Origin of the sequence: Cupriavidus pauculus (assembly GCF_022179805.1) — a bacterium.
GTDB classification, from domain to species: domain Bacteria; phylum Pseudomonadota; class Gammaproteobacteria; order Burkholderiales; family Burkholderiaceae; genus Cupriavidus; species Cupriavidus pauculus_E.
In genome coordinates, this window is sequence record NZ_BPUO01000006.1 from 212228 (window position 1) to 236776 (window position 24549).

General features: G+C 65.9%; 23 protein-coding genes. 1 reads left to right on the forward strand and 22 read right to left on the reverse strand.

Features of this window, described 5'->3' with window-relative positions; genetic code table 11:
* Positions 1–62 precede the first annotated feature (62 nt).
* The gene (locus MFF62_RS14065) at positions 63–497 is read left to right on the forward strand and encodes a universal stress protein (RefSeq protein WP_238263747.1); all 435 of its coding nucleotides are present in this window, start codon (positions 63–65) and stop codon (positions 495–497) included.
* A gap of 105 nt (positions 498–602) precedes the next feature.
* Here MFF62_RS14065 and aceA read toward each other — a convergent pair whose 3' ends face one another.
* The 22 genes from aceA to MFF62_RS14175 all read right to left on the reverse strand — a co-directional run bounded on the left by aceA (position 603) and on the right by MFF62_RS14175 (position 24501).
* Positions 603–1898 carry an isocitrate lyase gene (aceA, locus tag MFF62_RS14070; RefSeq protein ID WP_238263748.1) on the reverse strand — a complete coding sequence of 432 codons (1296 nt, stop codon included), beginning with the start codon at positions 1896–1898 and terminating at the stop codon, positions 603–605.
* A 320-nt stretch (positions 1899–2218) separates the two neighbouring features.
* On the reverse strand, positions 2219–2638 hold the full coding sequence (locus MFF62_RS14075) for a gamma-glutamylcyclotransferase family protein (protein WP_238263749.1): 420 nt from the start codon (positions 2636–2638) through the stop codon (positions 2219–2221).
* A 108-nt stretch (positions 2639–2746) separates the two neighbouring features.
* The gene (locus tag MFF62_RS14080; RefSeq protein WP_238263750.1) at positions 2747–3604 is read right to left on the reverse strand and encodes a LytR/AlgR family response regulator transcription factor; all 858 of its coding nucleotides are present in this window, start codon (positions 3602–3604) and stop codon (positions 2747–2749) included.
* Between the two features lie 7 nt (positions 3605–3611).
* Positions 3612–4769, reverse strand: a complete 1158-nt coding sequence (locus MFF62_RS14085) for a sensor histidine kinase (protein WP_238263751.1) — start codon at positions 4767–4769, stop codon at positions 3612–3614.
* Positions 4770–5016: 247 nt separating this feature from the next.
* Entirely contained in the window at positions 5017–5964 is a 948-nt protein-coding gene (locus tag MFF62_RS14090) for a CysB family HTH-type transcriptional regulator (RefSeq protein ID WP_238263752.1), read from the reverse strand.
* Entirely contained in the window at positions 5961–7067 is a 1107-nt protein-coding gene (locus MFF62_RS14095; RefSeq protein WP_238263753.1) for a sulfate/molybdate ABC transporter ATP-binding protein, read from the reverse strand. The genes MFF62_RS14090 and MFF62_RS14095 overlap by 4 nt, the downstream gene beginning before the upstream one ends.
* Complete coding sequence (gene cysW, locus MFF62_RS14100) at positions 7064–7951, reverse strand: sulfate ABC transporter permease subunit CysW (RefSeq protein ID WP_238263754.1); 888 nt, start codon at positions 7949–7951, stop codon at positions 7064–7066. Before cysW ends, MFF62_RS14095 begins: the two co-directional genes overlap by 4 nt.
* A 1-nt stretch (position 7952) precedes the next feature.
* A complete protein-coding gene (gene cysT, locus MFF62_RS14105) occupies positions 7953–8888 on the reverse strand; it encodes a sulfate ABC transporter permease subunit CysT (protein ID WP_238263755.1) in 936 nt (311 codons plus the stop codon).
* 108 nt (positions 8889–8996) lie between these two features.
* Positions 8997–9662 (reverse strand): RBBP9/YdeN family alpha/beta hydrolase, encoded by a 666-nt coding sequence (locus MFF62_RS14110; RefSeq protein WP_238263756.1) that lies wholly within the window; start codon positions 9660–9662, stop codon positions 8997–8999.
* A 71-nt stretch (positions 9663–9733) separates the two neighbouring features.
* On the reverse strand, positions 9734–10546 hold the full coding sequence (locus MFF62_RS14115; RefSeq protein WP_238263757.1) for an EAL domain-containing protein: 813 nt from the start codon (positions 10544–10546) through the stop codon (positions 9734–9736).
* Positions 10547–10586: 40 nt separating this feature from the next.
* The gene (locus tag MFF62_RS14120) at positions 10587–11483 is read right to left on the reverse strand and encodes an ATP-binding cassette domain-containing protein (protein ID WP_238263758.1); all 897 of its coding nucleotides are present in this window, start codon (positions 11481–11483) and stop codon (positions 10587–10589) included.
* 38 nt (positions 11484–11521) lie between these two features.
* Positions 11522–12316 (reverse strand): aliphatic sulfonate ABC transporter permease SsuC, encoded by a 795-nt coding sequence (gene ssuC / locus MFF62_RS14125; RefSeq protein WP_238263759.1) that lies wholly within the window; start codon positions 12314–12316, stop codon positions 11522–11524.
* Positions 12317–12330: 14 nt separating this feature from the next.
* Positions 12331–13494, reverse strand: coding sequence for an FMNH2-dependent alkanesulfonate monooxygenase (gene ssuD / locus MFF62_RS14130; RefSeq protein WP_238263760.1), 1164 nt, complete (start codon positions 13492–13494; stop codon positions 12331–12333).
* 32 nt (positions 13495–13526) lie between these two features.
* Positions 13527–14576 carry a sulfonate ABC transporter substrate-binding protein gene (locus MFF62_RS14135; protein WP_238263761.1) on the reverse strand — a complete coding sequence of 350 codons (1050 nt, stop codon included), beginning with the start codon at positions 14574–14576 and terminating at the stop codon, positions 13527–13529.
* Positions 14577–14815: 239 nt separating this feature from the next.
* Positions 14816–15823: a sulfate ABC transporter substrate-binding protein gene (locus MFF62_RS14140; RefSeq protein WP_238263762.1), complete on the reverse strand. Its 1008-nt coding sequence runs from the start codon at positions 15821–15823 to the stop codon at positions 14816–14818.
* Positions 15824–16205: 382 nt separating this feature from the next.
* Positions 16206–16682 carry an OsmC family protein gene (locus MFF62_RS14145; RefSeq protein ID WP_238263763.1) on the reverse strand — a complete coding sequence of 159 codons (477 nt, stop codon included), beginning with the start codon at positions 16680–16682 and terminating at the stop codon, positions 16206–16208.
* Between the two features lie 140 nt (positions 16683–16822).
* Positions 16823–19411: an ATP-dependent chaperone ClpB gene (clpB, locus tag MFF62_RS14150; protein ID WP_238263764.1), complete on the reverse strand. Its 2589-nt coding sequence runs from the start codon at positions 19409–19411 to the stop codon at positions 16823–16825.
* A gap of 207 nt (positions 19412–19618) precedes the next feature.
* The gene (locus MFF62_RS14155) at positions 19619–21799 is read right to left on the reverse strand and encodes a 3-hydroxybutyrate oligomer hydrolase family protein (RefSeq protein ID WP_283205344.1); all 2181 of its coding nucleotides are present in this window, start codon (positions 21797–21799) and stop codon (positions 19619–19621) included.
* Positions 21800–22094: 295 nt separating this feature from the next.
* A complete protein-coding gene (gene crcB, locus MFF62_RS14160; protein WP_238263765.1) occupies positions 22095–22475 on the reverse strand; it encodes a fluoride efflux transporter CrcB in 381 nt (126 codons plus the stop codon).
* A 22-nt stretch (positions 22476–22497) separates the two neighbouring features.
* Positions 22498–22995 (reverse strand): molybdopterin synthase catalytic subunit MoaE, encoded by a 498-nt coding sequence (gene moaE, locus MFF62_RS14165; protein ID WP_238263766.1) that lies wholly within the window; start codon positions 22993–22995, stop codon positions 22498–22500.
* Between the two features lies 1 nt (position 22996).
* Positions 22997–23254 (reverse strand): molybdopterin converting factor subunit 1, encoded by a 258-nt coding sequence (gene moaD, locus MFF62_RS14170; protein ID WP_238263767.1) that lies wholly within the window; start codon positions 23252–23254, stop codon positions 22997–22999.
* Positions 23255–23265: 11 nt separating this feature from the next.
* Positions 23266–24501, reverse strand: coding sequence for a molybdopterin molybdotransferase MoeA (locus MFF62_RS14175; RefSeq protein WP_238263768.1), 1236 nt, complete (start codon positions 24499–24501; stop codon positions 23266–23268).
* Positions 24502–24549 lie beyond the last annotated feature (48 nt).

Here is a 24549-nt window from a genome sequence, read left to right on the forward strand (position 1 = left end):
AAATCAGACAGGCGCCATCTGGCCTGCCCCCTTTCCCATAGTAAAAGTTAAGGAGGTCCGGCATGTTCAAGCACATCCTGCTACCCACCGACGGCTCGGAGCTGTCCAAGAAGGCCATCGACGGTGGCCTGGAACTGGCCAAGGTCATCGGCGCACGGGTTACGGCCTATGTCTGTCTTGAGGAATATCCGTACACGCCCTTCAGCGAGATCGTGGTCGAGGCCCCGCAGGCGTTCAAGGAACGCATCGAGAACCAAGCCCGGCTCTACCTGAAGGAAATCGAGAGCGCGGCCGTCAATGCCGGCCTGCCGTTCGACGCCGACATGACCACCTTCGCGGTGCCCTACCTGGGCATCATCGACGCGGCGGAGCGCCATGGCTGCGACGTGATTTTCATGGCCTCGCACGGCCGGCGCGGGCTATCGGGCCTTCTGCTCGGCAGTGAGACGCAGAAAGTGCTCACGCATACGGATATTCCCGTCATCGTCTATCGATAACCGGAGAAAAAATCCGCGCCGTGGGTTGCACGGCGCGGAGCCAAACTGACGGCACGATGGTCGCGCGCCGTCCCCGAATCCCCTTATCGGTTCGATCTCAATCCTTCAGGCCACCTTCTTGTCGAAGAACTGTTCGTCTTCGGTCGAGCCCTTCAGCGCGGTCGTCGACGACTGGCCGCCTTCGATGGTCTGCGTCACGGCGTCGAAGTAACCGGTGCCCACCTCGCGCTGGTGCTTGACGGCGGTGAAGCCCTTCTCTGCGGCCGCAAACTCGGCTTCCTGCAGTTCCACGAATGCCGACATCTGGTTGCGGGCGTAGCCGTAGGCCAGGTTGAACATCGAGTAGTTCAGCGAGTGGAAGCCGGCCAGCGTGATGAACTGGAACTTGTAGCCCATGGCGCCCAATTCGCGCTGGAACTTGGCGATGGTGGCGTCGTCGAGGTTCTTCTTCCAGTTGAACGACGGCGAGCAGTTGTAGGCCAGCATCTTGCCCGGGAACTTGGCGCGCACGGCTTCGGCAAACTTCTTCGCAAACTCCAGGTCCGGCTTGCCGGTCTCGCACCACACCAGGTCGGCCACTTCGGCGTAGGCCAGCGCACGGGCGATCGACTGGTCGATGCCTGCCTTGGTGCGGTAGAAACCTTCCACGGTGCGCTCGCCGGTCAGGAACGGCTGGTCACGCTCATCGACGTCCGACGTCAGCAGGTCAGCGGCTTCGGCATCGGTACGGGCGATCACCAGGGTCGGCACGCCCGAGACGTCGGCGGCCAGGCGCGCGGCGGTCAGCTTGGCCACCGCCTCGCGGGTGGGCACCAGCACCTTGCCACCCATGTGGCCGCACTTCTTCACCGATGCCAACTGGTCTTCGAAGTGCACGCCAGCGGCGCCCGCTTCGATCATCGACTTCATCAGTTCGAACGCGTTCAGCACGCCACCAAAGCCGGCCTCGGCGTCGGCCACGATCGGTGCAAAGAAATCGGTTTCGCCCTTGCCTTCGCTCCACTGGATCTGGTCGGCACGCTGGAACGTGTTGTTGATGCGCTTGACCACCATCGGCACCGAGTTGGCCGGGTACAGCGACTGGTCGGGGTACATTTCGCCGGCCAGGTTGGCGTCGCCAGCCACTTGCCAGCCCGACAGGTAGATGGCCTTCAGGCCGGCCTTCACCTGCTGCATGGCCTGGTTGCCGGTCAGCGCGCCCAGCGTGTTGACGAACGGCTCGGTGTTCAGCAGGTGCCAGAGCTTTTCCGCACCACGGCGGGCCAGCGTGTGCTCGATCTGGACCGAACCGCGCAGCTTGACCACGTCCTCGGCGGAGAAGTGCCGTTGCACGCCCTTCCAGCGCGGGTTGGTGTCCCAATCCTGTTGCAGGGCTTCGATCTGTTGTTGGCGCGTCGTCATGTCCACTCTCCTATCGCAATTTCGAGATGACTTTGAAATTGAGTGACACCCCCGAGCCGCTGTGTCTCCGGCGCCTCAAGTCATGTGTCTTATATAAGAGTGTAGAGAAGCTTCCCGCATTGCAACAAGCCACAATTGTCGCCAGCCGACAGTTTTTTATTTATTTAAAATCAATGGCTTGTGAATTTATTTCACGATACGGCACGGAATCTTTCATGATGAGAAATGCCACCCCTCTCGGGGTGGCATGTATTTTTGCGCCACAAAACATCATTCCGCATCGTGAAATTTTGGCAGCCTTAGGGGCTACCCGGCCAGTTTCACGCGGCTGCGGCAGTATCGCGCGCCTGTCGGTAGGCCACCCAGTCACCGCTGTCGATCAGGGCCAAGCCGGCCACCGCGCCATCGGCCACGGGATAGAGCAGGCAGTCCACCGCCGTGCCATCGAGCGACACCACTTGCGATTTGCGAATGAATAGCGTGGCCTGCCCCGGATAGACCTCTTCGATCTCGTCCAGTACGGGCAGCAACGCATCGGGGATGTCGTAGATATCGCCCAGCACCGGGCCGGCCGTGCTGTCGAGCACGAGTCCCGGGTAGGTGCCGAAGTCATACAGGCGTCCGGCAATACTTGCCGTGCCCAGCAGCGTGGCGGCGGCGATGCCGTGGCGCTCGGCCGCACGGTTCAGATCATTGACCTCGCCGGCACGGAGCGTGCCGTAGACGAATACACGGGGCATGACGCAATCCTTCACTGACTGAAAGCGACCATGTTAGAGGAAGAAAAACGGCGGTGAAACTGGCGCGTCGGGTTTCCCCACGGTGGTGCAATCCGCGGCGCAAACCGGCTACATCTGCTTGAACAGGTGCGCGTACTGCCTGGCGACGGGCAGCGATTCCGGGCGGTCGCGCAGCTTCAGCGACAGGCGGCCCAGCGACTGATTCACGGCACTCGCCACGCAGTCGATGTTGACCACCGTGCCCCGATGAATCTGCCAGAAGCGGTCGGGGTCCAGTTGCTGCGTCAGTTCGCGCAGGCTGGTGCGGATCAGCGCTTCGCCGCTGGTGGACACCACGTTCACATACTTGTCCGTGGCTTCGAGGTAGACCACTTCGTCCACCGGGATGATGCGCACCTCCTGCCCCACCAGCGCCTTGATGAAGCGCAGGTACTGCCCGCGCTGCGCGGCCACTGGGCGGTCGAGCGATTCCAGCCGCTGCAGCAATTGCGCCAGCCGGTCAGCGTCGACCATCGTGCCGATGTCGGACACGCCGTCGTCACCCTGCTCCCCTTCCTCGCCGAGCTCCCCACTTTCGGCGGCCTCGGCCGCCTTGGTGCTCAGGCGCGCCTTCAGGCGCCCGACCGTGGCTTCCAGCCGCTCGTGCTGCACGGGCTTGAGCACGTAGTCGACGGCAGCGCGTTCAAACGCCTCCAGCGCGAACTGGTCGTAGGCGGTGACGAACACCACTAACGGCGGCCGGTCGAATTCGATCATCTCTCGCGCCACGTCCATGCCGCTCATGCCGGGCATGCGGATATCGAGAAACGCCACGTCCGGCTGGTACTGGCGGCCGGCATCGAGCGCGGCCATGCCGTCGTGCACGACGGAGACAATGGTGGCTTCCGGCCACAGGACTTTCAGTTCGGATTCGAGCACGCGCGCAAGCAGCGCCTCGTCGTCGGCGATCAGCAGGGTCGGGGACATGGGGGCTTCAGGTGCGTGAAATCGCCGGGGCTACGGACGCGTGCGCAGCCGCACGGGGCTCCTGCGCGGTGCGCATCGGGGCAATCGTCGGCTCGGTGCTGCGCGTCAGCGGCAAGGTCAGCCGCACCACCACGCCGCGCGGCGCATTCTCCTCCATCTGCATGGTCGCCGCCGCGCCGAAAATACGCGCCAGCCGCTCCCGCACATGGGTCAGGCCCAGGCCCGAGCCGCCCTTGCTGCTCTGGCAAAAGCCCACGCCGGTATCGGCGATGATCACCTGCAGGTTGCCGCCTTCGGCCTCGCGGGCCGACAGCACGATCTTGCCGCCGCGCATGCACGGCTCGATGCCGTGCGTCACGGCGTTCTCGACGATGGGCTGGATCAGCATGGGCGGAATCTCGGCGTCGGCCAACGCCGGCGGCAGGTCCACCTCATGATCGAGCCGCGACCCGAAGCGCATGGCCTGGATATCGAGATAGCTGCGCAGCAGCTCGAATTCCTGTGCCAGCGTGCAATGCTCGGCGCGCGTGTGCGACAGCGACATGCGCAGGAAGCCGATCAGCCGCTGCAGCAGTTGGCGCGCCGCGCGCGGATCGGTGGCGATCAGCCCGTCGAGGTTGGCCAGCGAGTTGAACAGGAAGTGCGGTTCGATCTGCGCCTGCAGTGCCATCAGCTGGGCGCGCACGAGTTGCTTCTCGGCTTCCTCGCGCTGCAACGCGTCCAGCGCTGCCTGACGCTCCAGGTAGGCGAGCTTTTCACGCGACCAGTAGAAATAGATCATGCTGGCGGACGCGAGCATGCCGACGATCAGACACATACGCAGCATGTCGCCGGTGGCGGCCGAGGATTTCTCGGGCAGGTTCAGCAGTTCGCGCGTGGCCCAGCTACCCAGCACCACGCCCATCGGCACGGCTACCACGGCCAGGCACATGAATGGCCAGCGGCGTGGCCGGTCGTTCCACCAGATCAGCACGCGTGGCACGTCGATCAACACCCAGATCGACAATCCGATCAGCTGGCTGTAGACAAAGTTCTGCGCCAGCGTGCCACCAGTCTGGAAGCCATAATTGAGGCTGACCGCGATGACGGTGTTCATGCAGAGCACGAACAGCAGGTCTCGCGCAAGAATATTGAGCCGCGACGGCACCGCGCATGACATGCGCATATCTCTCTCCCTCCTTCTGCTTCGCAAACCGCGTGCAAATCTGTGATGCACTGCAGCATAGGCAGCGCCCCGGGCATTCGGTGTTTTCGGGGCACCGCGATGAAGGGCACTTTACGCCGGAGCGGGACGAGAGAGAAGCGCCGTGCGACGAACTGGCGGCAGACGGCGCCAGAGGTTCAGGATTCCGACTGGCAGGTCGTACGCGTGTTTGAACTCACACGGCCTGCCAGGCGGTGCGACCGGGGCTTCAGGCGGCTACCGCCAGCCGGCTGGTTGCCTCGGCCAGCGCCGTGGATACGGTGTCGCGCGACAGGTGCGGCGCGAACATGTTGATGAACGCATGGGCGTAGCCGCGCAGGTAGGCCCCGCGCCGCACGGCCACGCTGGTCGTATTCGGCTCGAACAGATGATCGGCCGCGATGCACGTCAGGGTGGCGTCCTTGCGGGGGTCGTACGCCATCGACGCGATGATGCCCACGCCCAGGTCCAGCTCGGCATAGGTCTTGATCACGTCCGCGTCCATGGCGGTCAGCACGATCTCCGGCTGCAGGCCCGCCGCGGCAAACGCACCGTCGATCTTGCGGCGCCCCGTGAAGCCGGCGTCGTACGTGATGATCGGGAAATTGCTCAGGTCTTCGAGCGTGGGCTCGGGCAGGCGCGTCAGCGGGTGGTCCTGCGACACCACGATCACGTGCCGCCAGCTATACGCCTCGAACGACGTCAGCCCGGCCTCGCTGGCCACGGCCTCGGTGGCGATGCCGATATCGGCCTGCCCCGTCAGCAGCAGCTCCACGATGTGCGACGGCGACGCTTCCTGCAGCGCCAGCGTGACGTGCGGATACTCGCGCCGGAAGCTCTGCACCACCTTGGGCAGCGCATAGCGTGCCTGCGTGTGGGTGGTGGCCACGGTCAGGCGGCCCGTATGGCGCCCGGCAAACTCGTCGCCGGCCTGGCGCAGGTTCTCGGCTTCAAGCAGCAGCCGTTCGACGATGCGCACGATCTCGCGGCCCGGCTCGGTCAGGCCGGTCAGCCGCTTGCCGTAGCGCTCGAAGATTTCCACGCCGAGCTCTTCCTCGAGTTCGCGGATCTGGCGCGACACGCCCGGTTGCGACGTGTACAGCGCGTTGGCCACTTCGGTCAGGTTGAACTGGCGGCGCACCGCCTCGCGAATCGATCGCAGTTGCTGGAAGTTCATCGTGCCGCCCCTTTGTCCTGTGTTGTTGTCTGGTTGCGGTTGAACACGCGCAACTGGCGCGGCCGCACCGCCAGCAGCTCGCCCTCGCGGAAGCCCTGATGCCGGAAGCGCTCCAGCGGCAGCGCCACCTCGATCACGTCCTGGTTGTCCTCGCGTTCGAGTTCGAGCTGGGCCACCGGACCCAGCGCCAGCGCGCGGCGCAGCGTCACGGCGATGCCGTCTGTGCCCGGCGCGTAGCGTTCCAGCTCCAGGTCGTGCGGACGCACATAAGCCACCGCATCGCCGGCCGTCTCATGGCCGCTGCCCACCACGGGCAGCACCGCCTCGCCCGTATGCAGCAGGCCGCCGCTGTCGCCCACTTCCAGCCGGCCGTGGAACAGGTTAACGTTGCCCAGGAAGCCAAACACGAACGGCGTGGCCGGATGGTTGTAGACCGCCTCGGGTGTGCCGAACTGCTCCACGTTGCCACGGTTCATCAGCACGATCTGGTCGGCCACTTCCAGCGCCTCTTCCTGGTCGTGGGTCACGAACACGCTGGTCACGTGCAGTTCGTCGTGCAGGCGACGCAGCCAGCGGCGCAGTTCCTTGCGCACCTTGGCGTCGAGCGCGCCGAACGGCTCGTCCAGCAGCAGCACGCGCGGCTCCACTGCCAGCGCGCGGGCCAGTGCAATGCGCTGGCGCTGCCCGCCCGACAACTGCGCCGGATAGCGGTCGCCCAGCCAGTCAAGCTGCACCAGTTCCAGCAGCGACTTCACCTTCTCGCGGATCTTCGCCTCGGACGGCCGCTCGCTGCGCGGCTTCACGCGCAGGCCGAACGCCACGTTCTCGAACACGGTCATGTGCTTGAACAGCGCATAGTGCTGGAACACGAAGCCAACGTTGCGCTGGCGCACGTGCTGCGTGGAGGCGTCCTGCCCGGCCAGCACCACGCGGCCCGCGTCGGCGCGCTCCAGCCCGGCGATGATGCGCAGCAGCGTGGTCTTGCCGCAGCCGGACGGCCCCAGCAGCGCCGTCAGTTCCCCTTCGGCAAAGTCCAGCGAGACGTCGTTGAGTGCCACGAAATCGCCAAAGCGCTTCTGCACGTTCCTGACCTGAATGCTCATGATGGCTGTCCTTCCGATGCGTGTTCCCGGCTGGCGCGAATTTCCACCAGCGTCTTGATGCCAAGCGTGACCAGCGCCAGCAGCGTCAGCAGCGACGCCACGGCAAACGCGGCCGCGAAGTTGTATTCGTTGTAGAGAATTTCCACGTGCAGCGGCATGGTGTTGGTCAGGCCGCGGATATGGCCCGATACCACCGACACGGCGCCGAATTCGCCCATGGCCCGCGCGTTGCACAGGATCACGCCGTACAGCAGGCCCCAGCGGATGTTGGGCAGCGTCACGTGCCAGAACGTCTGCCAGCCCGACGCACCCAGCACGATGGCCGCCTCTTCCTCTTCGCTGCCCTGCGCCTGCATCAGCGGAATCAGCTCGCGCGCCACGAACGGGAACGTCACGAAGATGGTGGCCAGCACGATGCCCGGCACGGCGAACATGATCTTGATGTCGTGGGCTTCCAGCCAGGGGCCGAACCAGCCCTGCGCGCCGAACATCAGCACATAGATCAGGCCCGAGATCACCGGCGACACCGAGAACGGCAGGTCGATCAGCGTGATCAGCAGGTTCTTGCCACGGAAATCGAACTTGGCGATGGCCCAGGCCGCCGCCACGCCGAACACCACGTTCAGCGGCACGGCAATGGCCGCCACGGTCAGCGTCAGCTTGATGGCCTCGACGGCGTCGGGCTCGATCAGCGCGGCCAGGTAGGTATCGACGCCCTTGCGCAAGGCCTCGTAGAAGACAGATGCCAGCGGCACAAACAGGAACAGCGCCAGGAACAACACCGCCACGGTAATCAGCGTGTAGCGCACCCAGGGCGATTCGCCGGTGGCGTCGTGCGGATGGTGCGCGGCGCTGGCGCCCAGTCGAGAAACGGCTCCGGCCATATCAGTTTGCCTCCGGGTTGCCGTCGGGCAGTGCCGCTGCGCGGGCACCGGACTGGTGGCGGCGCGTCCAGGCCTGCAGCAGGTTGATCAACAGCAGCAGCACGAACGAGATCACCAGCATCACCACTGCCACTGCCGTGGCGCCGGCATAGTCGTACTGCTCCAGCTTCGAATAGATCATCAGCGGCGCGATTTCCGACACCATCGGCATGTTGCCGGAGATGAAGACCACCGATCCGTACTCGCCGGTGGCACGCGCGAACGACAGCGCAAACCCGGTCAGCAGCGCCGGCAGGATGGCCGGCAGGATCACGCGGCCGAACGTCTGCAGCCGCGTGGCACCCAGGCTGGCCGCCGCTTCCTCCAGTTCGCGCTCCACGTCTTCCAGCACCGGCTGCACCGTGCGCACCACGAACGGCAGGCCGATGAACGTCAGCGCCACCACCACGCCCAGCGGGGTGAATGCCACCTTGACGCCGAGCGGCTCCAACCAGCGGCCAATCCAGCCGTTGCCGGCGAACAGCGCGGTCAGCGCGATACCGGCCACGGCGGTGGGCAGCGCGAACGGCAGGTCCACCAGCGCATCGATGAACCGCTTGCCGAAGAACCGGTAGCGCACCAGCACCCAGGCCACGACCAGGCCAAACGCGGTGTTGACGATGGCGGCCACCAGCGATGCGCCGAAGCTCAGTTCCAGCGATGCCACCACGCGCGGATTGGTAACGGTGGTCCAGAAACCGTCCCACGTCATCGTGAACGTCTTCAGGAACACCGACGACAGCGGAATCAGGACGATCAGCGTCAGGTAGAAGATCGTGAAGCCCAGCGACAGCCCGAAGCCCGGCAGCACGGTAAAGCGCTGGCTGGCAGTGGCTGGCTGCTGCACGACGGGCGCCGTGGGCGGCGGCGCGTCCGCCAGGGAAATCGAGGGTGGCATGCGTGTCTCGTCTTATGAAACCGGCGCATAAGGCGCCGGTGTACGAGACAAATTTTGCAGATGCGCCCTTATAAACAGAACGAATCTTTCCGAATTTTCTTAGACGTTTTAGATATAAGGCGTGGACTGCGCGACCTCGGCGGATGCTTCCCAAGTGTCTGAACCATCGCCAAGGTGGTGAATACGTCCCTCAGACTCGATCCGCTGGAGCAATGTGGCCAGAAGTGCCTGGCCTTGCTGCCATTCATCCAGGCGGGAATCGGCATTGATATGGCCGAGCGCGCCGGCATCGACCAGTTCGCTGCCCCACAACGTGCCCCAACTGAACGCCGTGCGCTGCGACATCCACGGGTCATTGGTGCTGGCCACGAGCACCGTCGGAAACGGCAGCCGCCAGGTGGGCAGCAAGGCACCCACGCCGAACTTGTCGGGGTCGGCCGGGGCCACCAGCAGCACGCCGGCAATGCCTACCGGATCGAGTGCTGCCTGGCGCAACGTGGCCAGGCAGCCAAAACTGTGCGCCACCAGCACCGCGCCGCACGATGCCACGCGCAGTGCCCGCGATACGCCTTCGGACACACGCTCGGCCCAGAGCGGCAGGCTCGGCCGGCCCCAGTCGTGCTGTTCGATGCGCTGCCAATCCGGATACAACCCTTCCCAACGGCTCTGCCAATGCGCTGGTCCGCTGCCATGCAAACCCGGTACGGTCAGGATCTGCAGGCCACGCGGCACTTCCAGCCGCGCGATGCCGCCCGATAGTGTCGATGCCACCATACGCTCTCCTCTCTTCTCCAATCCCTTGGCCAATCGTTTCGCCGTACGGCGTTGTTCACTACGTATTTATTTCAGGTACCACCAACAGCCACCGGCTCATGCAACTGTCGTGCCGACACCGGCCCGCCCGCCACCGCCTGGCCCTGCCCCAGCGCGATACCGGCGTTCTGCAGCCGCTCCACGGCGGTGTCGTCCTGCAGCCGCCGGCCGATCAGCGTGACCCCGGCGCCGTCGGCGCTGGCGCGCAGACCGGCCAGTTGGCGATCGGTCCAGATACGGCGCATGTCGAGCTTGAGCCAGTCGGGCAGCGCATGGGCCATCAGCGCACCGGCCTCGGCCGGGTCCGACGCCTGCAGGCTTACGGCAAAACCGTTGCGGCGATAGTTGCCCACCACGTGCAGCAGCAACGGCAGGTCGTCATTGGCGCTGGCAGGCACCTGGATGACGAAACGATTGACCGGCAGGCCCAGCGATTCCAGCGCGCGCCGGAACGCTGCGCCATGGTCGTCGGCCACGGCGGCCAGCAGGCGGTTGTGCACGTTGAGCACCAGCTTGTGTTCGCCTTGCGCCGCGAAGTAGTTCATCGCGTGCACCAGCCGCGACAGGCGGTCCAGCGACACCAGTGACGCATCGTCGGCCGCCATCGCAAACAGTTTCCACGCGGCCAGCCCCACGCCGTCGTCGGCATAGGTGCGGATCGAGCCTTCGTGCGCCACCACCTCGCGGTCGGCCAGCGTCACAAGCGGATCGAACGCACTGGTCAGCGAGCAGTTGAAATACTGGCCCTGCACCTGGCCGCGTGCGTCGCGCCACAGTTCGCGGCCGGCCACGGGCTCGCGCGGCAGCGTTTCAAGATAGCGTTCGAGTGCGGAAGCGTGGTTCATGGTGAGAGTCCATGTCGGTACGCGCGGTTCGCCTGATTGCTCATGATAGAAGCTCCTCGGCGGGCCGGGCATGAAGATTCGTTGATGGTTCCGAGACTGACGGGGGCTGCCGCATCACCCGGCGCAGCACCGTGTCCTCGAGTTGCGCGAACGCCGCCGAGCCACGCTGGCGCGGTCGCGCCAACGGCACCCGCTGGTCCAGCGCAATGCGGCCGTCCTCGATCAGCACCACGCGGTCGGCCAGCGCAATGGCCTCGGACACATCGTGTGTGACGAGTAGCGCCGTGAAACCGAGTCGGTGCCACAGCGATTCGATCAGCGCCTGCATGTCGATGCGCGTCAGCGCATCGAGCGCGCCCAGCGGCTCGTCCAGCAGCAGCAGGCGCGGATGGTGGACCAGCGCCCGCGCCAGCGCCACGCGCTGGCGCTGGCCACCCGACAGGCGCGCCGGCCATTCGTCGGCACGCTCGGCCAGGCCCACCTGGGCCAGCACGGCGGCGGCATCGGCGCGGCGGTCACGCGGCAAGCCCAGCGCGACATTGTCGAGTACACGCTTCCAAGGCAACAATCGCGCATCCTGGAACATCACGCGGATGCTGTCTCGCTGGGCGCGGTCCAGTTGACGCTCGTCGCGGCGGTCGAGCAGCACGGCGCCCTCGTCCACCGGCTCCAGCCCCGCCACCAGCCGCAACAGCGTGCTCTTGCCGCAGCCGCTGCGGCCCACGATGGCCACGAACTCGCCCGGCGTCACGTCGAGGTCGATGCCGTGCAGTACCTCGCGGCCGTCGTAGCGCTTGATGACCTGCTGCACGCGCAGCGCGATGCCGCCACCGGCCACCGGGGCCGACCGTTCTTCGGCACGGGCCGCCTCGCGCCGGGCAAGGTCACGCTCCGCCCAGGCCAGGGCCGCCTGTTCCACGGGAAATAGTGTTTGCATGAGAATCTCCGGGATCATTGAGGGGGATCGGTGATCGATCAGTGGGCCTGGTAGCCCGGATGCCAACGCAGCCAGAACCGCTCCAGCGCGCGCGATAGCACATCGGCCAGCTTGCCCAGCAGCGCATAGAGCAGGATGCCCACCAGCACCACGTCGGTCTGCAGGAATTCGCGCGCGTTCATCGTCATGTAGCCAATGCCCGACTGCGCCGAGATGGTCTCGGCCACGATCAGGATCACCCACATCAGCCCCAGCGAGAACCGCACGCCCACCAGGATGTTCGGCAGCGCGCCGGGCAGGATCACCTCGCGATACAGGCGCCAGCCCGACAGGCCGTAGCTGCGCGCCATCTCCACCAGGCCCGGGTCCACGGCGCGAATGCCGTGGTACGTGTTCAGGTAGACCGGAAAGAACACGCCCAGCGCCACCAGGAACAGCTTGGCCGTCTCGTCGATGCCAAACCACAGGATCACCAGCGGAATCAGCGCCAGCGTGGGAATGTTGCGCACCATCTGCAGCGTGCTGTCGAGCAGCGTGGCCGCCGTGCGGAACGTGCCGGTCAGCAGCCCCAGCACCAGCCCCAGCCCGCCGCCCACGGCCAGGCCGATCAGCGCGCGCCAGGTGCTGACCCAGACGTGGCGCCACAGCTCGCCCGACACCGCGAGCGACCATGCGGCCTCCACCACGGCCAGCGGCGCGGGCAGCACGCGGTTCGACAGCCAGCCCAGTTGCGAAGCGGCCTGCCAGCCCACGATCAGCAGCACCGGCACGATCCAGGGCGCAATGGCCTGCGCCACCGTCTTGTTGGCACGCGCGGATGAGGATGCAGTCATGAAACGTTCCTCCTTCAGCTCTGCGAGGCGCGCGGCACGATGCCCGTGGCCATGACTTCGCCGAACGGCCCGGACAGCACCTGCCCCGGCAGCTTGTCACGCACGGTGCGCGGCAGCAGCGGAAACACCAGTTCGGCAAACCGGTACGCCTCTTCCAGATGCGGGTAGCCCGAGAAGATGAAGGTGTCGATGCCCAGCGCCGCGTATTCCTCGATGCGCGCGGCCACGGTGCGTGGGTCGCCCACCAGCGCGGTGCCGGCACCGCCGCGCACCAGGCCCACACCCGCCCACAGGTTCGGGCTGATTTCCAGCGCCTCGCGCGTACGGCGCGCGCCGCCCGCGTGCAACGCAGCCATGCGGCGCTGCCCTTCCGAATCCATCTTGGCGAACACGGCCTGGGCGCGCGCCACGGTCTCGTCATCGAGCCGGCTGATCAGTTGTTCGGCGGCGGCCCATGCCTCGTCTTCGGTTTCGCGAACGATCACATGCAGGCGGATGCCGAAGCTGACCTGGCGGCCATGCTTTGCGGCACGAGCGCGCACGTCGGCAACCTTCTTCGCTACCTCGGCCGGCGGTTCGCCCCATGTCAGGTATTTCTCCACCTGTTCGGCAGCCAGGTCGTGCGCCGCCGCCGACGATCCGCCAAAGTAGACCGGCGGATGCGGATCCTGGATCGGCGGGTACAGCACGCGCGCACCCTTCACGGTGATGTGCTTGCCCTCGAAGCTGATCTCGCCGCTTTGGTGGCTGGCGGCCAGCACGTCGCGCCAGACGCGGATGAATTCAGACGATGCCTCGTAGCGCTCGGCATGATCGAGGAACAGCCCGTCGCCTTCGAGTTCGGCCACGTCGCCGCCCGTCACCAGGTTCACCAGCAGGCGGCCGCCCGACACGCGGTCGAACGTCGCGGCCATGCGTGCGGCCAGCGTGGGCGTCATCAGTCCGGGTCGCACGGCCACCAGGAACTTGAGCCGCTGCGTCACGGCGGCCAGCGCCGACGCGGCCACCCAGGGGTCTTCGCACGAGCGGCCAGTGGGAATCAGCACGCCTTCATAGCCAAGCGTGTCGGCGGCCACGGCGATCTGCTTCAGGTAGTCGAAACTGACTTCGCGCGCGCCTTCGGAGGTGCCAAGGTAACGGCTGTCGCCGTGGGTGGGGATGAACCAGAAAACCTGCATGTCGGGCCTCTTGTGTCGGGGTTTCGTAGGGGTCAGCGTTGCGCCGTGGTGGGCGTGGCGGGCGGCGTGGTGGCTGCGGCCGCCGGGGCCTGCCAGGCGGCGTCAGCGACCTTGATCGGCTTGGGAATCAGCTTCAGCGTCACAAACGCGTCGGCAATGCGCTGCTGCTCGGCCAGCACTTCGGGCGTCACCGGCTTGGCGCCATAGGCAAACCGCGAGACGGCCAGGTCCAGCACCTGCGTATCGAGCCCGGTTTCCTTGGCCAGGAACTGCGTGGCGTCCTTCGGATGCTTCTCGGCCCACTGGCCAAGTTGCACGAGTTCGTCGAGCACCGCGTTCACCACGTCGGGCCGCGCGTTCGCATAGGGGCGCGACGCCAGGTAGAACTGGTGATTGCTGACCACGTTCTTGCCGTCGGCGGTACGGCCATCGGCCAGCACGCGGGCGCCGAGCTGCTTTTCGGCGGCGGCCAGGAACGGGTCCCAGATCACCCAGGCATCCACGGCACCCCGCTCGAAGGCCGCACGGGCATCGGCGGGCGGCAGGTAGACCGGCTGGATCTCGTTCCACGCGATGCCGGCCTTCTCAAGCTGCCGCACCAGCAGGTAATGCACGTTCGAACCCTTGTTCAGCGCCACGCGCTTGCCGCGCAGGTCGGTCACCGATTTCAGCGTCGACGTTTTCGGCACGACGATGGCCTCGGACGTCGGCGCGGGCGGTTCATTGCCGATGTACGCCAGTTGCGCGCCGGCGGCCTGCGCGAAGATCGGCGGGGCCTCGCCCACGGTGCCGAAATCGATGGCCCCCACGTTGAGCCCTTCCAGCAACTGCGGCCCGGCCGGAAACTCGGTCCACTTGACGGTAATGCCCTGCGGGGCCAGGCGCTTTTCCAGCGTGCCGCGCGCCTTGAGCAGCGTCAGCGTGCCGTACTTCTGATAGCCGATGCGCAACAGCTTCGGGTTCACGGTCTGCGACTGGGCACGGGCGGGCTGTGCCAGCAGGCCATACGTGAGGCCAGTGGCCACGACCAGCGCGCCCAGCAGCAGGCGTCGACGCAAGGAAAGAGGTTTGAACGACGTCATATCGGGGTCCTGAAGAATGAGAATTCGAAATCGAGGGCGGCACGACGCCCTGCCGGCTCCACGAGCGGCATGTGCAAGCGTCATGCGGTTGGGAAAACTTCAGGTCAGACGGGACATCGCGCCATGGCGATGCGGGACGGCAGGACGGCGGGCAGAACAGCGCGAAGCGCGGACATCTCGGGCTCCTTCCTCAGGCGCGCCGGGCGGCATGCAGGTTTGCACGCCGCCCGGCACTGTGTTTACCGCTTGCCGGGCTGGTACACCTGGTCAAACGAACCGCCATCGGCGAAGTGGGTCTTCTGGGCCTTGGCCCAGCCGCCGAACACTTCGTCGATCGTGAACAGCTTTACCTTCGGGAAGTTGGCGGCGTACTTGGCGGCCACCTTTTCCGAGATCGGACGGTAATAGTTCTTGGCCGCGATCTCCTGGCCTTCGTCGGTGTACAGGAACTGCAGGTAGGCCTCGGCGGCCTTGCGCGTGCCCTTCTTGTCCACCACCTTGTCCACCACGGCTACCGGCGGCTCGGCCAGGATCGACACCGACGGTGCGACGATGTCGAACTTCTCCGGACCCAGCTCCTTGATGGCCAGGATCGCCTCGTTTTCCCAGGCGATCAGCACATCGCCCAGGCCACGTTCCACAAACGTCGTGGTGGCACCGCGCGCGCCCGAATCGAGTACCGGCACGTTCTTGAGCAGTTGACCGACGAACTCGCGTGCCTTGGCGTCATTGCCGCCCGGCTGGCGCAGCGCATAGCCCCACGCGGCCAGGTAGTTCCAGCGCGCACCGCCCGACGTCTTCGGGTTGGGCGTAATCACCTGCACGCCCGGCTTCACCAGGTCGTTCCAGTCCTTGATATGTTTCGGATTGCCCTTGCGCACCAGGAACACGATCGTCGACGTGTACGGCGACGCGTTGTGCGGCAGGCGTTTCTGCCAATCCGGCTTGATCAGGCCCTTCTCGGCGATGGCGTCGATGTCGTAGCCCAGCGCCAGCGTGACCACGTCGGCGTCCAGGCCATCGATCACCGAACGCGCCTGCTTGCCCGAACCGCCATGCGACTGGCGGATCTGCACGGTGTCGCCACCCTGAGCCTTGTAGGCCTTGGCAAACGCTGCGTTCACGTCCACATACAGTTCGCGCGTGGGATCGTAGGAAACGTTCAGCAGGTTGGTATTGGCCAGGGCGGCCGGTGCGGCGCCAATTGCGGACAGTACTGCGAGGCCCAGGGCCAGCTTGCGAATCATCGTGATTGCTCCCGTCAGAGATGTCGTGAAATGTCCCCGCCTTGGTCGACGGGGTTTCTGTCAGGGAGAAAGGCTACCGGCCGGGCTATCTGAACGGAACGAATGGTTTCGCCGATCCAAGCACGTTTTCTGCATAAGATCGGACGGGAATATGGGCATGCCGAAAACGACGCCCAAAAGAAAAAACCCGCAGCGCCGGAGTTGCGCTGCGGGTTAAGTTTCCATTCCGGAAACGGGTAGACAAGTCATGAAGAGCGCCCCCGCATCTCCATGACGAGTCAAATATTAGCGAGCCGCTCTCATTCGCAGGTTGACACAGGTCAACCTGCGAGCAATGACGGGCAAACTGATGTCTTTTGGCATCGCCGCCTTCACCTGCGGGTCAGGCGGTGGCCGCTTCGATCACCGGTTCGCAGCGGATCGGGAATTTGACCGAGTTGGCGATATAGCACTTCTCGTGGGCCACGTGGTGCAGGTGCGCGGCCTGTTCGGCGTCGTCCCCCGCGCGGATCGTCACATGCGGGCGCAGCACGATTTCCGAGAACTGGCCGCCCGACGGCCCGTCGGTCATCGTGCCTTCGGCCTCGTCGACATAGGCCAGCACGGCGATACCGGCGTCCGAGCACAGGTGCAGGTACCAGAGCTTGTGGCAGGCCGATACCGACGCCACCAGCAGGTCTTCGGGATTCCAGCGCTTGGGGTCGCCCAGGAACGCGGGATCGGAAGAGCCGGGGATCTCGGGCTTGTCGCCGGCGCGGATCGCGTGGTCGCGTCCGTAGGCGCGGTAGCCGGAGGTGCCGGTGCCGCGGTTGCCGGTCCATTCCACGGTGACGTGGTACTTGTGCTCGCCATGAGCCATGGGATCGCTCCAGGGTGGGAAAAACCTGACGGAGCCGACATTGTGACGAAAAAAAAGGACCTCCGGGTGGAACCCCCGGAGATCCTTTTCCTGTAGCGCGCCGGCCGGCACGCCCGGCTTGATGGGCGCTTGGTGAGCCCTTAGTCGATGTTACGGCCGAACGTGAATTCCCCGTCCTCGTAGTCCACCGGCACCACATCCTTGGCGGCGAACTTGCCTTCGAGGATGGCCCGCGCCACCGGGTTCTCGATCTGCTGCTGGATCGCGCGCTTGAGCGGACGTGCCCCGAACACCGGGTCGTAGCCCGCGCTGGCGATCTTCTCCAGCGCCCGTTCGCTGATTTCCAGCACCATGTCCATGCGGGCCAGACGCGACTGCAGGCGCTGCAGCTGGATCCGGGCGATGGACTCGATGTTCTTCTGGTCCAGCGAATGGAACACCACCACCTCGTCGATCCGGTTCAGGAACTCGGGCCGGAAATGCGTGCGCACCTCCTGCCAGACCGCGCCCTTCACCGCTTCCTGCGGCTCGCCGGACATCGACTGGATGATGTGCGAACCCAGGTTCGACGTCATCACGATCACCGTGTTCTTGAAGTCCACGGTACGGCCCTGGCCATCGGTCAGCCGGCCGTCGTCCAGCACCTGCAGCAGCACGTTGAACACGTCCGGGTGGGCCTTTTCGACTTCGTCGAGCAGGATCACCGCGTACGGCTTGCGGCGCACGGCCTCGGTCAGGTAGCCGCCTTCGTCATAGCCCACGTATCCCGGCGGCGCGCCGATCAGCCGGCTCACGCTGTGCTTCTCCATGAATTCGCTCATATCGATGCGGATCAGATGCTCCTCGGAATCGAACAGGAACTCCGACAGCGCCTTGCACAGCTCGGTCTTGCCCACACCCGTCGGCCCCAGGAACAGGAACGACCCGTACGGCTTGTTCTCGTCCGACAGCCCGGCACGCGAGCGGCGGATGGCGTCGGACACCAGCCGCACGGCCTCGTCCTGCCCCACCACGCGCTTGTGCAGGCGGTCTTCCATCTGCAGCAGCTTCTCGCGCTCGCCCTGCATCATCTTGGCGACCGGAATACCCGTGGCACGGCTCACCACCTCGGCAATTTCCTCGGCGCCCACCTGGGTGCGCAGCAGCTTGTTGGGCTGCTTCTGCTCGTCCGCCTCGGCCTTGTTGGCGGCCTGCAGCTTTCCTTCCAGCGCCGGCAGCTTGCCGTATTGCAGCTCAGCCACCTTGTCGAGCTTGCCTTCACGCTGCAGGCGCGAGATGTCGAGCTTGATCTTCTCGATCTCTTCCTTCAGCGCGGCAGCGCCCTGCGCGGCGCCCTTCTCGGCACGCCAGATCTCGTCCAGGTCCGCGTACTCCTTCTCCAGCCGCGTGATTTCCTGCTCGATCAGCTCCAGGCGCTTGCGCGATGCCTCGTCGGTTTCCTTCTTCACCGCCTCGCGCTCGATCTTGAGCTGGATCGTGCGGCGCTCCAGCTTGTCCATCGCCTCGGGCTTCGAGTCGATTTCCATCTTGATGCGCGCCCCCGCCTCGTCGATCAGGTCGATGGCCTTGTCCGGCAGGAAGCGGTCGGTGATGTACCGGTGCGACAGCTCCGCCGCCGCCACGATGGCCGGATCGGTGATCTCCACGCCGTGGTGCAGTTCGTACTTTTCCTGCAAGCCGCGCAGGATGGCGATGGTCGACTCCACGCTCGGCTCTTCGACCAGCACCTTCTGGAAGCGGCGCTCCAGCGCGGCGTCCTTCTCGATATACTTGCGGTACTCGTTCAGCGTGGTGGCGCCGATGCAGTGCAGCTCGCCGCGCGCCAGCGCCGGCTTGAGCATGTTGCCCGCGTCGATCGCGCCTTCGGCCTTGCCCGCGCCCACCATCGTGTGGATCTCGTCGATGAAGACGATGGTCTGGCCTTCGTCCTTGGCCACGTCGCTGAGCACCGCCTTCAGGCGTTCCTCGAACTCGCCGCGATACTTGGCGCCGGCCAGCAGACCGGCCATGTCCAGCACCAGCACGCGCTTGTTCTTGAGCGTCTCGGGCACTTCGCCGTTGACGATGCGCTGCGCCAGCCCTTCGACGATGGCGGTCTTGCCCACGCCCGGCTCGCCGATCAGCACCGGATTGTTCTTGGTCCGGCGCTGCAGGATCTGGATCGCGCGGCGGATTTCGTCGTCACGGCCGATCACCGGGTCGAGCTTGCCCGCGCGGGCCCGCTCGGTCAGGTCCACGGTGTACTTCTTCAGCGCTTCGCGTTGCGATTCGGCATCGGCACTGTTCACGCTGTCGCCGCCGCGCACGGCCGTGATGGCCGCTTCCAGCGACTTGCGCGACAGCCCATTCTCGCGGGCAATGCGCCCGATATCGCCCTTGTCGTCGGACACGGCGAGCAGGAACAGTTCACTGGCGATGAACTGGTCACCGCGCTTGATCGCTTCCTTCTCGGTGGCGTTGAGCAGGTTGTTGAGGTCGCGTCCTACCTGGACCTCGTTGGTGCCCTGCACCTGCGGCAGACGGCTGATGGCCGCGTCCAGCGCGGTCTGCAGGCCGCCCACGTTGACGCCGGCGCGCGACAGCAGCGTGCGGGCCGAGCCGTCGTCCTGCGCCAGCAGCGCGCGCAGCAGGTGCTGGGGTTCGATGTACTGGTTGTCGTGGCCCAGGGCCAGGCTTTGCGCCTCGGCCAACGCTTCCTGGAACCGGGTGGTGAGTTTGTCAATTCGCATCAGGCGCCCTCTCTCTTGAACGATGAGTGTGTCCTGCTGCGGGGCGGCGACGTTGCAGCACTGCGGCTGTCTTTTCGCATGGGCCCTGCCGGACACGGTACTCCCGAAAGATAGGGTTTTGCGGTGACATTTCAAGACACCCGCCACACAACTTGTACAGACTGCAAGTGCATGGCGGGATACCCGATGCTGACGGAGCGAAAGCGGCTAGTTCGGCACGTTGACGGTGGTGCCGGTGACCGTGATGGCGTCACCGGCCGCCGGAGTGGCCGCGATCGGGGGCACGTTGGACGGCAGGATCTGCGGGCCGATCGCCGGATTGCCCGTGCCGCCCCGCGGCGTGGTCCGTACCACCTGCGACGGCGGCAGCGCAGTGCCGTTCTTGAGGTTGGCATAGACCGAGTCGAGCGCCCGGTTCAGGTAGACGTGCATCGGGATGTATCGCGCCGCATACCCGCCGATTACGTCGATGAAGCCATCGAAGTGCTGCCCGTTGGTCACCTCGATATATGACAGCTTGCTGACGCCGCCCTCCACCGACTTGTTCAGCCCAAGGTACGGCCGCGAGGTGTGGTTCACCGGCAGCAGCGCGTCGCTGCGGCCGTGGACGATCATCGCCGGCTTGCCGCGCAGGTTGCCATTGCGGTACGTCTGGCCGATGCCGGCCATCAGCGCCGCGTTGCTGGTATCGAGCAGGTTGCGCAGGCACAGCGCGCCGTCGATATTGGCGTCGGTCCGGTTGGTGGATGGCGAGGTCGACGCATAGTCACGCATCGCGCCGGCCACGTTGGCATCGTTCATCAGGGTGACCTGGTTCGGCGCCGTACCGGTTGGGGGGATGCCGTTGCCGGACGAGAACAGCCCTGCCAGGAATGCTGCCGGTACGGTGGTGGGCACCGTCGTAGTCGGCGCTGGCGCCGCAAAGCTGTAGCTGCACAGCCGGTCGGTAACGCTGGCGCGCGAATACGAGTTGGCGTAGGTGACGGAGATCGAGCTGGCCACTTCCAGGAACGACAGCGAGGCGTGCAGCTCGTCCGATTCGGTTTCCCATCCCGCCGCATGCAGCGCGTTCAGCGCCGCCAGCGTCTGGTCACTGGTCGAGGCGCCCGCAATCTTGCCCTTGTCGACCAGCGAAGCGCACCGGTTCAGGCCGGTCTGCCCGGGCAGCGCCGCGAACGGTGCATTGACGAGTGAGGTGTCCTGGCTGGCACACAGTTGCAGCAAGTTCGCCGTCGTCGTGTAGTCATACAGGTGCTTGCCGGATGCCGCCACCTGCACGCCGCCCCGGCGCACGGTGATGGCCGGCGTCGGCGGCATTTCCACATTCGGCTCGCCCACCGCCACGCCATCGATCAGCCCGGTGGTGTCCTGCTCGGCCGCCGCGATGGCCGCCCCGCCGCCATTGGAGATGGCCGACGCGATGATCAGCACCTTGTCCTGGGTGAACGTGTTCTGGCGTACGCCGTCGGAGCCCACCGTGCCGAACTTGTCGTTGATCGCGAACAGCGCGAACTGGATGGCCTGCAGCGTGTTCTTGCCCCAGTCGGCCTCGGGATTCTGCTGCGAATGCGCGTGCTTGAAGGCCAGCCGGTGCGGATTGGCCGTAGTGAAATCGGCCAGCGACTGGGCGCCCGGCTGGGCAGCGAACTGGGCCAGCTTGCCCGCGCCGCGCCGGTCGGCGCGGGTGCCGTCGATCAGCGGCACGGTGTCGGTGTCCAGGTCATGCGGCGCGGCGCCCGTGCCCTTGTCCGTATAGGCCACCGCACAGCCGCGCTTCAGGCCCCACTCGCCCACCGCGATGCCGCCGTAGACCCCGCGCGACCCCGACGATGTGGCCGAGATGATGCAGGGGTTGTTCCGGTCGAACGAGTCCGGCACCTGGGCCATCATCGTCACGTTTTTCGTGCCGGTACCGTCATCGGCATAGGCGATGTATTCCACCCCCGGCACCTTGCCCTGGCTGCCCGTGACATTGCCCTGCGCGTCGACATTCGGCCCGTACAGCGAGCCATAGCCGCCCGCCGCCTGGACATCGACGATGGCGCGGTAATTGTTATAGATCGCGTTGCGGCGCAGTTCGGCAGCCGTGGGCACGTTCGGATTGGCGAAGACCGGCGCCGTGCCGGCCAGCCCATCCTTGCCCAGACCCGCCGTGAGCAGGTCGTCCGAGTTGCCGTCGTACGATTGGATCGCGATCGTGCCGACGATGAAGTCGGGGCGGTTGTTCGGATTCTGCGTGCTGCTGCCACCCCCACCAGGGGTGCTCGACGAGTCGCCGCCACCACAGGCCGACGTGAGCAGGGTGACGGCTGCCGCCGCGAAGGCGGTCTGCCGAAGGCGTCGGCGCAGGCGTGGGGCCGCGAAACGCGAGGCGTGGATGGGCTGCATGGGGATGTCTCCTTGTTATGAACGATCGTGAACGCCGTGAAGAAACGTTAAGGCCGTGAGAACACAAGGACTGCTGGATGCCGAACGGAGCGCGCCGGATTCTTGGAAGCCACGGCGGGCCGGCAAGCGACCGTGACTGCACTTGAATGTTCTTGAAATCAGACAGGCGAACGAAGCAAGGTGCGTTGCACACCTCAATGCCCATGCGGGGAATAGTAGACGGTCCCGGGCAGTCCGACAGTGCCAAAAGTATCGGTACTGTTACCTATGCCCGGTTAATCGCGCAGAAATGTGATCAGGAGAGCGCGCGGTAGGTCCAGATGCCGAATGCGGTCAGCATCAGCGAGCCACCCAGGTGCAGCACCACGTGCGCCAGCGCCCAGCGGTAGTCGCCGGCCAGCAGGTTGCCTACCGCCTCGCTGGAGAACGTCGAAAACGTGGTCAGCCCCCCGAGGAAGCCAGTCACCGCCAGCAGGCGCCATTCGGGCGGTAGCGACGGATGGGTCTCGAAGAACGCCACGGCCAGCCCGATCAGGTAGCCGCCCACCAGATTGGACGCCAGCGTGCCGTACGGCAGCGCCGGATTGGCGGCATTCCACGTCACCGAAAAAAACCAGCGCAGCCATGCGCCCACGGCGGCGCCCACGCCTACCGCGACAAACCCCAAAGGAGCCATAAAGAAGCCTTCGACCTTTTTCTTATTGGGAGGAATCGGACTCGGGGGACGCTTCCGCGTTGAACGACTCGATGCCCCAGCGGCGCAGCGCCGCATCGTCCGACACCCGCGCATCCACCCAGCGTGCGCCTTCCGGCGTGGCTTCCTTCTTCCAGAACGGGGCTTCGGACTTCAGGTAGTCCATGATGAACTCGCACGCGGCAAACGCGTTGCCGCGATGGGCGGACGACACTGCCACCAGCACGATCTGGTCCAACGGTTGCAACAGCCCCACCCGGTGCACGATCGTCACGCCCAGCAGGTCCCAGCGCTGGCGCGCGGCTGCCTCGATCTTCTCCAGCGCCTTTTCGGTCATGCCCGGATAGTGTTCCAGTTCCATCGTGCTGACGCGCGTGCCGTCGCTGACGTCGCGCACGGTGCCGATGAAGCTGGCCACGGCGCCCACGCCAGGATTGTCGGCACGCAGCGCGGCCACTTCGGCGCCGAGATCGAAATCCTCCAGTTGCACGCGGACGCTCATCTCAGCCTCCAGTCACGGGCGGGAAGAACGCCACCTCGCAGCCATCGGCCAGCGGCGTGTCGGCACGTGCCACGGCGTGGTCCACGGCCATGCGCAGCGCGCGGCCATCGGCCAGCGTCTCGGCCCACACACCGCCGCGCGCACGCAGCCAGCCGCGCAGGTCGCCGACGGTGCGCACGTCGGCAGGCACCTCGGCGCGCTCGGCGCCCTGCCCCAACTGCTCGCGCACGCTGGCGAAGTATCGAAGTTCGAGTTGCATCGGAATAAGACCTAGGCCAGCAGGCTGGCAAACGGGATGAACCGCACGGTATCGCCGCGCGCAATGGCCTGGTTTGGCGGATTGTCGATCAGGCCGTCGCCCCAAACCGTGGATGTCAGTACGCCCGAGCTCTGGTTCGGGAACAGGTCGAGCCCGCCCTCGTCGTTCAGGCGCGCACGCAGGAATTCGTTGCGGCGGTCGCCGCGCGGCAGATCGAAATCGGCACGCATGGCGATGCGGCGCGGCGTCACGTCCGCCACGCCTTGCAGGCGCAGCAGGAACGGCCGCACGAACAGCAGGAACGTGACAAAGCTGGACACCGGGTTGCCCGGCAGCCCGATGAAAAACGTCGGCTTGTCCGTGCCGTTGGCCACCTGGCCAAACGCCAGAGGCTTGCCCGGCTTGATGGCGATCTGCCACAGGTCCAGGCGCCCTTCGGCGGTGACTGCCGGGCGGATATGGTCCTCTTCGCCCACCGACACACCGCCCGACGTGATGATCAGGTCGTTGCCCTCGGCGGCCCGCCGCAGCGTGTCGCGCGTGGCTGCCAGCGTATCGGGCACGATGCCGAAGTCGCTCACCTCGCAGCCCAGGTTTTCAAGCAGGCCGCGCAACGTGAAACGGTTGGAGTTGTAGATGGCGCCCGGCTTGAGCGGTTCGCCCGGCATCGTCAGTTCGTCGCCGGTAAAGAACACGGCCACGCGCACGCGGCGGATCACGTCGAGCGACGCCTGTCCCACCGATGCCGCCAAACCCAGCGCCTGCGGCGACAGCCGTGCGCCCACGGGCAGGATCTGGCTGCCGGCCTCGATATCCTCGCCGGCCCGGCGAATCCACTCGCCCGACGCCGGCACATGGTTGACGATCACGGCGTCGCCATCGGCCTGGCATTGCTCCTGCATGACCACGGCATCGGCACCGGGCGGAATCAGGCCACCCGTGAAAATGCGTGCGGCGGTGCCCGGCGCCAGTTCACTGCCGACATGGCCGGCAGGAATGCGCTGCGACACCGGCAGGCGCGTGCCCGCCGCCGGCACGTCGGCCGCGCGCATCGCGTAGCCGTCCATCGACGTATTGTCGGCCGGCGGCACGCGCAGCGCGCTGGTGACCGGGGCGGACAGCACGCGGCCGTTGGCATCCAGCGTGGCGACGGTTTCAGTGTCGGTGATCGGGCGAACGCCGGCCATCAGCGCCTCCAGGGCCTGGGCCATCGTCAGCATGGGGGGACGCGCTGCGGATTGGGTCATGTGAGTCTTCGGAAACTAGGTTGGCCCCAAGCAAAAGGCCCCCGGCAG

Bases quoted from the DNA above. Each gene is read 5' to 3' on its own strand.
- crcB (WP_238263765.1), bottom strand. From the start codon at position 22,475: ATGGCTCCTTTGGGGTTTGTCGCGGTAGGCGTGGGCGCCGCCGTGGGC.
- clpB (WP_238263764.1), bottom strand. From the start codon at position 19,411: ATGCGAATTGACAAACTCACCACCCGGTTCCAGGAAGCGTTGGCCGAG.
- MFF62_RS14155 (WP_283205344.1), bottom strand. From the start codon at position 21,799: ATGCAGCCCATCCACGCCTCGCGTTTCGCGGCCCCACGCCTGCGCCGA.
- MFF62_RS14090 (WP_238263752.1), bottom strand. From the start codon at position 5,964: ATGAACTTCCAGCAACTGCGATCGATTCGCGAGGCGGTGCGCCGCCAG.
- aceA (WP_238263748.1), bottom strand. From the start codon at position 1,898: ATGACGACGCGCCAACAACAGATCGAAGCCCTGCAACAGGATTGGGAC.
- moaE (WP_238263766.1), bottom strand. From the start codon at position 22,995: ATGAGCGTCCGCGTGCAACTGGAGGATTTCGATCTCGGCGCCGAAGTG.
- MFF62_RS14095 (WP_238263753.1), bottom strand. From the start codon at position 7,067: ATGAGCATTCAGGTCAGGAACGTGCAGAAGCGCTTTGGCGATTTCGTG.
- MFF62_RS14145 (WP_238263763.1), bottom strand. From the start codon at position 16,682: ATGGCTCATGGCGAGCACAAGTACCACGTCACCGTGGAATGGACCGGC.
- MFF62_RS14140 (WP_238263762.1), bottom strand. From the start codon at position 15,823: ATGATTCGCAAGCTGGCCCTGGGCCTCGCAGTACTGTCCGCAATTGGC.
- MFF62_RS14120 (WP_238263758.1), bottom strand. From the start codon at position 11,483: ATGCAAACACTATTTCCCGTGGAACAGGCGGCCCTGGCCTGGGCGGAG.
- MFF62_RS14175 (WP_238263768.1), bottom strand. From the start codon at position 24,501: ATGACCCAATCCGCAGCGCGTCCCCCCATGCTGACGATGGCCCAGGCC.
- MFF62_RS14085 (WP_238263751.1), bottom strand. From the start codon at position 4,769: ATGCGCATGTCATGCGCGGTGCCGTCGCGGCTCAATATTCTTGCGCGA.
- MFF62_RS14110 (WP_238263756.1), bottom strand. From the start codon at position 9,662: ATGGTGGCATCGACACTATCGGGCGGCATCGCGCGGCTGGAAGTGCCG.
- MFF62_RS14075 (WP_238263749.1), bottom strand. From the start codon at position 2,638: ATGCCCCGTGTATTCGTCTACGGCACGCTCCGTGCCGGCGAGGTCAAT.
- MFF62_RS14115 (WP_238263757.1), bottom strand. From the start codon at position 10,546: ATGAACCACGCTTCCGCACTCGAACGCTATCTTGAAACGCTGCCGCGC.
- ssuC (WP_238263759.1), bottom strand. From the start codon at position 12,316: ATGACTGCATCCTCATCCGCGCGTGCCAACAAGACGGTGGCGCAGGCC.
- MFF62_RS14065 (WP_238263747.1), top strand. From the start codon at position 63: ATGTTCAAGCACATCCTGCTACCCACCGACGGCTCGGAGCTGTCCAAG.
- cysT (WP_238263755.1), bottom strand. From the start codon at position 8,888: ATGCCACCCTCGATTTCCCTGGCGGACGCGCCGCCGCCCACGGCGCCC.
- MFF62_RS14135 (WP_238263761.1), bottom strand. From the start codon at position 14,576: ATGACGTCGTTCAAACCTCTTTCCTTGCGTCGACGCCTGCTGCTGGGC.
- MFF62_RS14080 (WP_238263750.1), bottom strand. From the start codon at position 3,604: ATGTCCCCGACCCTGCTGATCGCCGACGACGAGGCGCTGCTTGCGCGC.
- ssuD (WP_238263760.1), bottom strand. From the start codon at position 13,494: ATGCAGGTTTTCTGGTTCATCCCCACCCACGGCGACAGCCGTTACCTT.
- cysW (WP_238263754.1), bottom strand. From the start codon at position 7,951: ATGGCCGGAGCCGTTTCTCGACTGGGCGCCAGCGCCGCGCACCATCCG.
- moaD (WP_238263767.1), bottom strand. From the start codon at position 23,254: ATGCAACTCGAACTTCGATACTTCGCCAGCGTGCGCGAGCAGTTGGGG.